Genomic DNA, 10,344 nt, shown 5'->3' with positions numbered 1-10,344 from the left:
TCATAAAGCTTTCTGAATCGTTAAACAACTCAGCACCAGATAGGTTAAGAGAAGATAGTTCATGCACCTTAATATTAGCCATTTGAGTTTAACTCCAATAAATTTGTGTGATTGGTGTTGATGATAAATTAAGCTATTGATGCTTAATTTATAGTTAAATACTATCCATTTTTGGTATTTTTTTAATAAAAAAATCATAGATAAATATGACATAACAAATACATTTTTTTCTGGTTTATGCCATTTCAAAAAACCGTCGATATTAACTCAAATAATAATTCGTGATTAAATAGCATTTAAATCACTACTTAATTCCGCCATAACTAAAACAATTATGTCACTTAAACCAACCAAGCTAGTAACATTTACCTACTTAATAATGGAAATTTTGCCTAATCATTTGATTGACAGTAGTTGACTGGACAACGTCGAGCTTATACAAATAAATAAAAATCAGCGCCAGAAGATTCTGACGCTGATTTCCAAAACTGACTTATGTATCAATCTCGTTCAGTTGATGAAATTATAATTTCGGCTTAGGTAGAGTAGAGTAATTACGAAAGCCAACACAGTCTGGAGAAGTTGGGTCTTGGTGACATCAACCCCACCTACGGGTGGATATCATATTTTTAAAAAACAAGGAGAAGTGTGGGAAGTGTGGAGAGTGTAGGGAGTGTGGAGAGTGTGGGAATTTTCTTATAATTTTTTCTTAATTATAAAAGTGAGATGCACCCAATCTATCCATCATGTCAAAGTTGACAGACCAGTAGAGATGTACTAACTAATAGCACTCAGAAGGCAAGGTGGAAATATACTAACTACTCCCTTTCCGCCCGAATAATACCGATTGAATCAACCGCTAAGACGGGAAAAACGCTTTCGCCGGAGGCGTTCCCGTAGGGTAGAAAGAAAAGAAGAAGATAGGTAATCTTACACCGCCGACAACCTAGGCCACCAACTTATTTACAATGAAGGTTTGACCTTTTGCACCGCAGTCTACAACTATAGTTTTTCCTCGGGTGCATAGACCGCAGCGGCTACGACCAACAGCAAGACCTCCTAGGATAGCCATTTGCTCACTTTCATCGCTCAGCTCCATCATAAAGCTTTCTGAATCGTTAAACAACTCAGCACCAGATAGGTTAAGAGAAGAGAGTTCGTGTACTTTAATATTAGCCATTTTACTTTAACTCCAATAATTTTGTGTGATTTGTGTTGAGTCAAAATCAAGCTATTGATGCTTGACTTCTAGTTTAATACTATTATTTATTTCTAAATTTTTCTATAAAATAGAGTATATAAATATGACAGAATAAACACACTTTATTCTGATTTTATTTGTTTCGATAAAAATTTTATTTAGAAAACAAACGCCGAGAGCAATGAAAAATATAATCCGGAAATCAATAGGATTTAAATCCCTCCTTAATTCCGCCATAACTAAAATAGTTATGTCACTGATTAAACCAACCGAAATAATAAAAATCTGCTCAGTAGTGTAACTTTTGCTTAATAATTACATTTACAGTAGTTGACTGGACAAGAGATTATACCAATAAATAACAATCAGCGCTAGAAGATTCTAGCGCTGATTTACAAAACTGACTTATGTATTAAGATCGTTCAGTTTATGAAATTATAATTTTGGCTTAGGTAGGGTAGAGTAATGGCGAAACTCAACACAGTCTGGAGAAGTTGGATCCTGGTGACATCAACCCCACCGACAAAGTCATTAATCGTAGGGTGGGCAGTGCCTACCAACGGGCTTTGCAAGCTTCATTATCTGTCTGGTGCACTGCCCACCCTACTACATGAACCAAGCTTATTGAGAATGGCGCAAGATGTGAGTTTTACTCCCAAATCAGCACAGAAGGTAAGGATGCTGGAGAGGCTAAACGCAACAATTGATAACCTACACCGGCACTTCCCTTGAAAAAATTAGGACTAAAAACGGAGTTAGGAAAATGAGGTAAAAAAGCATATGCTCCATTGTTTTTTGTCCTGTTAACTACCGATGCAGCCTGTTCCCTAGCTGTGTTTAGCCATTCCTGGTTGCCAAGTTTTTGGGACGCGACGACAAATAGTTCAATTCTGCCCAAACTCCCGCAGCAGAGATGGTCTACATCTAGACTAGATACTGCATACTGCTTGGTGGTTTCCAAAGCTACCTCAATGTCAGAGTAAATTTCCTCTGTCTGTAGAATCGTTGAACTGCCCAAACGGGCTAATCCAATTCCCGCGCTTCCGTGACACCAAGCATGGCGGAAATCCATTTGATTCGTCTGTTCCAATGAAAGGAAATCTGGCCAATTTCGGACTGAGGTGTCAAAAACACTGGTTTCATATTCGATTCCTTCTTTCGCCGCTTCCAAATAAACTTTGTCTGCGGTAGCAGCATATAGCTGTAGTAAAGAGAAGGAATTACCTGCTGCACCGTGAGAAAATCCGGTTAATGGGGTTTTACTGACTGTCTTCCATGCCCTAGGGGCGGTATCAGTTCGCTGTGATAGGAGATGATTGCCACAGGCTACTGCTATGTCTAATAGGACTTTCTCACCTGTCTCTTGATAGAGAGTTAATAAGCCCATAATTGCCCCCGCTACTCCAAAAATAATATCCAGGGTTTGATCGGCAGCGATTACATCTGCTGTAATTAGTTTTGCAGTTTGCTGGGCATCTTCGAGAAGGGCTGGCTCTTGGAGAAACTGACTAATTTTAACCAAACTGTAAATGATCCCACCTAGCCCCATTAAACCGAGGATACCACCTAATTTTATTCCATTGAGTCTTAACCGCAACAAGCTTTGGTCGGCTTGTGCTTTCTTAAGAGACTGACGTAAAGGGGATAAAGCCGCCAAAGCTACCTCTTTAAATTTTTGCTCACCAGTAATTTTTGCTAGAGCTGCTAGGAATAGGCTAACTCCAGCTCGCCCCGTAAATAAAGAATCATCCAATACCTGGAGTTGATAGCGCTTCGCCGACATATAATCTAAATCAATCCAGTTGCAGCCGTCACCAGTCTGAATCCTATTGGCGACAAGACTATTGCCAATTGCTATAGCTTCTTCTAGTAATTCATCAGGATTCAATGAAGAGAATTGGGATAAACTTCCCTGTAAAGCAGCACTGTTCTTGTTCAAATGGGCATACTTGGCATAAAAACTTGCCCGAATCAATTTAATTTGCCGGGCTACATCCTCTTCATCAAGACTTGGGATTTTAGCAATTAACCGTTGGTAACTGGATGTTTTAAAGAAGTGCTTGATTGGTTGAGCTGATGCCAACTCTAGAGCAGTACTATGACAAGATACCGTGAAATAGGGAATATCTAGCTGTTGTAAAGAGGTCGTTTCTGCTCCTAATAGTTCTTTAAAGCCTAAGTTTTCTTCACCCATTAAGTAGTGACGGCTGAGAAAATCGATCAGAATGCTATAGTCCGCGCCATTACGCAAATATTGAGGACTGAGGCTGCGTTTCGAGACCATACCATAGGTGAGGGTTGGGCGCAGACTAAATCGAGACTTTAAAAATTGTAAGGCACAGAGGGGACTTTCTTCCCCTAGGAGCATTTCCCGATTTTTAGTTAACAGGTGATAGATTTCTTCAAAACCAGTGACGATTTCCTCAACATAGTTCTTAGCTGAGACAGTTTTACCGTCTAGAATGACCACATTAGTTCCGGCAGGAATAATCACCTTGTTGGGAGCTAAGTGCATCCCATCGGTGTTAATAAATTTCCACTCCCGAGAGGAATTTATTTGCTTTGGCCAAATATTACCTAGGACGCTGGAATCTTGAGCATTTGCGGAATAAATATCACCTTCCCAACCAGGTAAAAAGCCTGTATGAAGCACTGAATACTTAAACCAGTCTTCCGATTCAGTCACGCTGTGCTCTACAGGATGCATCAACAGGTCAGCATCGATCAGACTAGGATATTCACCACTAGCAACCACATTTTGATGATCACAACTACTTGCTCCTAATAGATGGAGCAGTGATAATAACATCCCTGCTCTTTGATAGAACCGTTGAACTGCCGCTTGATTTTCACAAGGTTGCTGCTCAATAAATTCAACCCATCCATATCCCTGGCGATTGAGAATCTTAGTTAATTTGAAGGTTAAGGATGTTTCCTGGTGGTTGCACCAGTCTAGTAACTGATTGAAAGCAACATCTAAGCCCAAGTCTTTGGGCTTATACACCACTTTAATCCCGGAAGAAAAGGTAAGAGCTAAAACCGAGCGTCTACCATGGTGGGGATTAGAGAGGGAAGTCTCAATTGCTTGAACCTTTCCTAGGCTGGGCTGATCAGAAGAAAAGGTAAGTTCAATTTGCGAGAAATCTTGTTGTAGACGTTGGATGAATTCAGTAGTAGATTCTACCCATAAATCAAGGGTTGTTGCTATCAGCCGAGCTAAGACTGGGTAGCGATTGAAAAATGCCAGCCCCCCATCTTTGAGAAGATTTTTAAAAAAAGTATTATAACTAATTCGACTGTCTTGGGTAGTCGTTTGGTTAGCAGGGGGGTGAGCTTTCCGGAATGTGTTAAATTCAAATAGTAAGGTTTCTGTGCCTAAATTAACCAGTTGTTGCAGCAAGCTCCTTTCTAGGGCTGCGTAGGCTTCTCGGCTCAATAACGCTTCTGGACTATTTGCCGATAATCCAGTGGATAATTTACTGCGCCCTACTCGGATAAAGGGTAAATAAAAGTCTTCAAATGGTAAGGGATTTTGGGAGTCAAGTGGAGAGTTATCTTCCCCCTCTAGAGTTAGCCATGAAGCGCTGGTAGTTTCAATTAATTCTTTGAGGGTTTCTGCCCAGGTTGGTAAGGTGTAATCTTCTCTAAACTCTGCTGTTCCTAGTAAGTTACGGACTGTAGTTAAGTCTAATCCATCCCACTGAAGGCGCTGTTTCAGTTGTTGTTCTCCTCCCAGGAGTTTAGACCAGGTGTTGAGGCGTTCTTCAATCAGATCATTATCTTTTTGGGGAATAACATTTTGGTAACAAGGGTTATTGATCCGCTCTGATAAAAACGTGGCGTTAATCGCTATAGTCGCGATTGGTGATATTTGTGACCCTATTACTGGCATGCTACTAATCTCTCGACGTGGTAAGTTAGTTATAAAGTTTTTTTAAAAAAGGTTTAATTTTTGATTACTTGAATAAAGATACTGAAATCTTGTTAGCGTCTTGTTGAACCGACCCTAATGAATGTCTGTTGTTGACTCTGTTGTAATCATACTTTGATTAATTGAGTTTGTTTAGTTTGTTTCTGATTTATTGATGTCCAAAGAAAAACTTTTTTGTCATAAAGTTATATGTATTTCTCTGCTGATAAACCTAGTGATAGCTCACAATTAACCTATACCAGTACTCTTATAGTTAACGTCTCTCTAATTTACCGAATCAACTAAAACAGTTATGTCCACAAAACTAGTGGAGCTGAGAAAAACCATAAAAAAAAGCCCAAGATTACTCTTGGACTAAGAGACTAAGATTAGTTTCTACCAGTAATTGGCTAAGGCATTTTCGTCCTAGGTTGATACAGTCAACATTTCCCCTCTTGTCACTAAATTAACAAAGGAACTGCCTCGGCTCCGACCGTATCCAGTTCGCCAGGTTCGACGGGGATTACCTCAAACCCAGCATCCAGAATTCCAGAGTAGTTTGCGATCGCTTCCAAGGCATTGGAGCAGGGAGTAGGGAGTAGGGAGTAGGGAACAGGGAAGAGAAAAGAAGGAATAGGGATGCGCTGCATCAAGACAGGGAATCAACCTCAAAAAATACTGTACCTCATAACTGAGATAAACGTTATATTTCTGTTTAATTATACGTGGATTACTTGAGTGTGTTTAGTTTTTTTAAAATTTATTGATGTCATAAGTAAACCTTTTTTGTCATAAAGTTATAGGTAGTTATAGCAAATTAGCTTAGGTGAAAAGTCGTAGGTTTTAGGGAGCAGGGAGCAGGGAGTAGGGAGTAGGGAGTAGGGAGCATGTCAACTTTGTAATTAGGTAGATAGATCCCCCCTAACCCCCCTTAAAAAAGGGGGGAATTAGATTGAAAAGTCCCCCTTATTAGATACCGTTGGCGAAATTAATATTTCTTTACACAAGAGTAGCAGATGGGTAACTTTAAGTTCATGCTCCCCCAGCGAGCAATCCCTCGCTGGGGGTTGGGGGGCTATAAAGACTGCTGTCTTCAGGCTGATATTACTAAATGTTAAATTCGCCAACAGTATCTTATTAAGGGAGATTTAGGGGGATCACTTTGTCCCTCATATGAGGTACCCTTGTCAAGCTCAAAGTCCCCCTTTTTAAGGGGGATTTAGGGGGATCACTTTGTCCCTCATATGAGGTACCCTTGTCAAGCTCAAAGTCCCCCTTTTTAAGGGGGATTTAGGGGGATCATATTGTACCTGATGGAAAAGAGAATTGCTAGATCTCTAATTTAGGAAATAAACTAAAACAGTTATGTCCACAAAACTAGTAGAGCTGAAAAAAACGATAAAAAGCTGACGGATAAATGAATACTATTTTAGGGGCGAGTGCGCCCAGCCCTATGGTTAAAATTACTAGTTAAAAAAAAGCGATTATAGCGTTTATAGGACTCATGAGGTACAGATTATTTTTTCCCTCTTCCCTATTCTCTCTTTGCTCTTTCCTGCTCCCTGCTCCCTGCTCCCTAAAAACCAGAAATTTGTACCTCATGGGTATAAGACTTGCTCTAGTTTTTTATTACCCCTAAAACTCCCCAAAAAAAACTTTTTAAAAACCCTTGACAATTAAAACTATAATCATTAAAATTATCATTTTAGACCGAAATTCAATTCTTATTTATGTCAACAAAATTCAGTCAAAACTTCAAGAAACAACCTGCTCATCACACTCTCAAAGGTTCTCGTGAATCAGTCATCTATAGTATGCAGATGCTTTACTCCCTAGGCTATGCAGAAATTGCTGAATGGACTCCTCTGGAACCCACTGATGTTCCAGGAGAAGTTATCACTACAATAACCAAGTATTGGTTGTTGCCATAACACCTTAAATCTTTGGGGGGGTTTCCCCCCCGGCCTTGGTTTTGGTCTGGTTTTGTAGCGCGGCCTTTGGCCAATCAGATCAGAGCAGGTTAGGTTTGCTAATTTTGTGACATAAAAAATTGAAATAGCCGTAGATAGTATGTCTACGGCTATTTTTTTTTAACTTATATAAAAATGGAATCGGGAATCGGGAATCGGGAATCGGGAATCGGGAATCGGTAATCGGGAATCGGGAACAGGGAAAAAATCCTGTGTACCTGATCGCTAAAAAAAAGCCCAAGATTAATCTTGGACTAAAAGACTAAAATGATTGAATTATTTTAGGCGTGAGGCTCAACTACTTATATCTCAACACTTATAACTATCTTCATACTTCCCATTCAAGAGAAAATTGCCCCTTCAAGTAAAACAACGAGGAATGATATTATTAGAGTTACCATAGTAATCCAGAATTTCGTGAGTCCGCCGAACCATACACTCCAGTAGAATGGCCAGATTCTTCTTAACCACTACTTGTTCTTGTGGTGACACATAAGCCACTTCTGCCAGCAGAATCGAAGTGATTTGGTCATGTGCCCCTTCTTCATTGATACCGGCATGGAGCAGGATGGGTTTATAAAATTCAGGTGGTAACTCCAAGGCTTGGCACTGCTGCTTAAACAACTGGTGGAATACCTTGTCATCTTCCTCAAACAACAACAGTGCAGCCTTAAAGCTCAGGGGATGTTGCTTGGCAAAAACGGCCAGGGTCGAACAGACTGCGAAAGTCATGGGTAGGGGCTGCATCCGTTGCAGTTGATCACCTTCGATGCCCACACTTTTCAAGGAATTCTCAATCAAACGGTCATGGTGCAACTCAGACACAAAAAATTCCTGGAGAAGTTTTTGTGTCTGAGGGGATTCATAATTAGCTAAGGATGGCGCTAACAGTCTAGGACACAGATGGGTAACGTGATAGGATTCCAAAGCATAACCAATCAACTGATTTCTGGTAATGGTCTCATCAGCCATCTTTTCTGAGAAAGGAGAAAGGGGAAATTGCCCCTTCATGCGGTTAAGAAATCGGCACAACTCTCGATAGAACTGCTGCCCACTCACCCCACGAGATTCCACTTCTTGATAGGTTTCTATCAGTAGACCCCGGCGATCCAGCTCAGCGAGGAGTTCGGGAATATCCTCTTGAATTCCTGGACAGGCCAGACCCAATTGCTCTGGGGACATACCCCCCGCTTGCAAAAGTCTTAGCAGTTGGACAGTTTCCTTCTCGTATTCCGGCTCAACCGCGATCGCACATCCTTGATCGCCATAATGAATTTCAACTTCTGTGTCCTTGAATTCAAAAAATACCCGATTTTTGAACAGTGGTTGTTGGAATAAAACCTTTGTTAATGACATATAGTAAAGGGAATAGGGAGTAGGGAATAGGGAGTAGGGAGTAGGGAGTAGGGAAAAAATAGGGAACAGGGAATAGGGAATAGGGAATAGGGAGTAGGGAGTAGGGAGTAGGGAGTAGGGAGTAGGGAGTAGGGAGTTAAATTGCTGAAACTCGCCGCAGTAAATGACTGGCAGACGAGTAATGATTCCAGATCGCTGTGTAGAAATTGTTGTAGATTTCAACAAACAGGTAAGTTTGTCCTCTAAATCGCTGCTTTGTTTGGCGATCAATGTGAGGTATTTCTTGAAAGATGCGACGGCTTAAGTTTTCTGGTTCGAGTTTTAGCTTGCTGTTTGCCAGTTGTCTAATCGGGTTGATAAAGCCAGAATCTAGTTCAACACGCTCACAAGCTTTACTATAAAATTCAAAATTATTACGGGTCTGACCTGCCAAAAATCCCAGGGTACTCAAGAAAAACAGTGGCTCAAAGTTTGCCCAATAGGTCAAAGCATTGCACATCCCCATGGTTTCTGGGAGTGGCATGGTATCCGCGAGTTGCTCACGGCTAATGCCAATAGCATTAAGTGCTGCCATTACCAGTTCCTGGTCTTGGCGGTATTCTTGAGTGTAGCGTTCGTTGAGCAATTGTCTAACTTTTGTAGAGCTTTGGAAGCTAAGTCCAGGAGAATCAAAACAGCACTGTTGAGTAATAAAGTGGTAATGCTCTATTAGAAAACCATAAACAACGTTGATTGGCAGTTGGGATGTCTCTGACTTGATGGATTTCAGGAAGAGATTTTCATCAACCTGCTGATTGAGCAATTCAGTGGTCAAATCTTCCAATTCCAGCAACGTGTCGATGCCTGAATTAACCCTAACCTGAGCAACGTCATCCAGCAAGTTATGTTCGTCCAGGTGACGCACAATAGTATTGAACAACTCAGAGTTATTAGCCGAGAACATTTGTTGGAGTTCAGTCAGACTCTTAGTCCCATCCATCAGAGAGATGAACTTCTTTAAGATTTTTCCTGATTGACTGTTAACCTGAAATGCGAAATCTCGACCATCCTGAGAAAAAATCAGCTGATCTTGATAGTAGTTAACCTTACAGGCTAATTTGGGACGAAGCACTGAAGGCTGTTGTGGTTTTTTATCCTGAAATTTCCCCTGGGATAACTCTGGTTCTAAAACTGAGGTGACTGTAGAATCTTCCTGGAGAGGGGGAAGGGTATACTTAGACATCGACTGACTCCCTGATCAGAACGTTAGGTAATAGTTATACTCATTTGATTGCTCAAACCTTCACTCCTAAAGTTACTATTCAGCAGTGAAGGTATTTGCTCAAAAGAGTTTACAGGATTACAGGGCTATATGGGCCGGTGAAAATGCTCGTTTTAGTCGTGAATGTAGTAGTGAAACAGCAATTACAGCTGTGTCGTATTGACTGTACTGTAGGCAAAATACGTCCTCCCATCGCTTGCTCAAGCTCATCATTACTCAGTTCGTTCATAAAACTTTCAGAATCGTTGAACAAGTCAGCGCCAGTGGGTTTGATGTCCTTAACTTTGATCTTTGCCATTTTAACTTTACTCCAATAAACGGTTGTGGTTGATTAGAAATCAATTAGCCATGTTTGATTCCTGCTTTTTATCCTACTTATATCAATTTAAATTTTCTACTTTTTATCCAGTTTATTGATGCTAAAACTGAAACAATTTTGTCACTATCAAAAACTCAATAAGTTCTACCATAGGAGACTGTGTAAGGGGAGCATGTCACTTATCCAGAACATTTGTACTAAGAGGTTGTCTGAGAAGTCTAATTTGCTACACCTAAGCCCCCTAAATCCCCCGAGCGAGCAATCCCTCGCTCGGGGGACTTTTACCAGCAAATAGATTCTTGTTCCCCCCAGAATTGGGGGGCTAGG

Annotated in this window: 7 protein-coding genes; 1 reads left to right on the top strand and 6 read right to left on the bottom strand. The window is 40.7% G+C overall.

Features of this window, described 5'->3' with window-relative positions:
- Positions 1-946: 946 nt before the first annotated feature.
- From BJP37_RS12670 to BJP37_RS12660, 3 genes are all read right to left on the bottom strand, one after another.
- Entirely contained in the window at positions 947-1,180 is a 234-nt protein-coding gene (locus BJP37_RS12670; RefSeq protein ID WP_075899244.1) for a hypothetical protein, read from the bottom strand.
- A 670-nt stretch (positions 1,181-1,850) separates the two neighbouring features.
- Positions 1,851-5,093 carry a type 2 lanthipeptide synthetase LanM family protein gene (locus BJP37_RS12665; RefSeq protein ID WP_075899242.1) on the bottom strand — a complete coding sequence of 1,081 codons (3,243 nt, stop codon included), beginning with the start codon at positions 5,091-5,093 and terminating at the stop codon, positions 1,851-1,853.
- 479 nt (positions 5,094-5,572) lie between these two features.
- Positions 5,573-5,761, bottom strand: a complete 189-nt coding sequence (locus tag BJP37_RS12660) for a hypothetical protein (protein ID WP_075899240.1) — start codon at positions 5,759-5,761, stop codon at positions 5,573-5,575.
- Positions 5,762-6,841: 1,080 nt separating this feature from the next.
- On the opposite strand from BJP37_RS12660, the gene BJP37_RS12655 reads away from it, so the two are divergent.
- The gene (locus BJP37_RS12655) at positions 6,842-7,042 is read left to right on the top strand and encodes a hypothetical protein (protein ID WP_075899238.1); all 201 of its coding nucleotides are present in this window, start codon (positions 6,842-6,844) and stop codon (positions 7,040-7,042) included.
- A 79-nt stretch (positions 7,043-7,121) separates the two neighbouring features.
- Here BJP37_RS12655 and BJP37_RS36395 read toward each other — a convergent pair whose 3' ends face one another.
- The 3 genes from BJP37_RS36395 to BJP37_RS12645 all read right to left on the bottom strand — a co-directional run bounded on the left by BJP37_RS36395 (position 7,122) and on the right by BJP37_RS12645 (position 9,659).
- The gene (locus tag BJP37_RS36395) at positions 7,122-7,322 is read right to left on the bottom strand and encodes a hypothetical protein (protein WP_143727592.1); all 201 of its coding nucleotides are present in this window, start codon (positions 7,320-7,322) and stop codon (positions 7,122-7,124) included.
- Positions 7,323-7,441: 119 nt separating this feature from the next.
- On the bottom strand, positions 7,442-8,659 hold the full coding sequence (locus tag BJP37_RS12650) for a thiaminase II/PqqC family protein (RefSeq protein ID WP_198954022.1): 1,218 nt from the start codon (positions 8,657-8,659) through the stop codon (positions 7,442-7,444).
- A complete protein-coding gene (locus BJP37_RS12645; protein ID WP_075899236.1) occupies positions 8,574-9,659 on the bottom strand; it encodes a thiaminase II/PqqC family protein in 1,086 nt (361 codons plus the stop codon). The genes BJP37_RS12650 and BJP37_RS12645 overlap by 86 nt, the downstream gene beginning before the upstream one ends.
- Positions 9,660-10,344 lie beyond the last annotated feature (685 nt).

This window comes from Moorena bouillonii PNG, from assembly GCF_001942495.1.
Taxonomy (GTDB): Bacteria; Cyanobacteriota; Cyanobacteriia; order Cyanobacteriales; family Coleofasciculaceae; genus Moorena; species Moorena bouillonii.
Note: the sequence above shows the minus strand (reverse complement) of the source record. Positions and strands in the feature narration are given on the sequence as shown.

Bases quoted from the DNA above. Each gene is read 5' to 3' on its own strand.
- BJP37_RS12670 (WP_075899244.1), bottom strand. From the start codon at position 1,180: ATGGCTAATATTAAAGTACACGAACTCTCTTCTCTTAACCTATCTGGT.
- BJP37_RS12665 (WP_075899242.1), bottom strand. From the start codon at position 5,093: ATGCCAGTAATAGGGTCACAAATATCACCAATCGCGACTATAGCGATT.
- BJP37_RS12660 (WP_075899240.1), bottom strand. From the start codon at position 5,761: ATGCAGCGCATCCCTATTCCTTCTTTTCTCTTCCCTGTTCCCTACTCC.
- BJP37_RS12655 (WP_075899238.1), top strand. From the start codon at position 6,842: ATGTCAACAAAATTCAGTCAAAACTTCAAGAAACAACCTGCTCATCAC.
- BJP37_RS12645 (WP_075899236.1), bottom strand. From the start codon at position 9,659: ATGTCTAAGTATACCCTTCCCCCTCTCCAGGAAGATTCTACAGTCACC.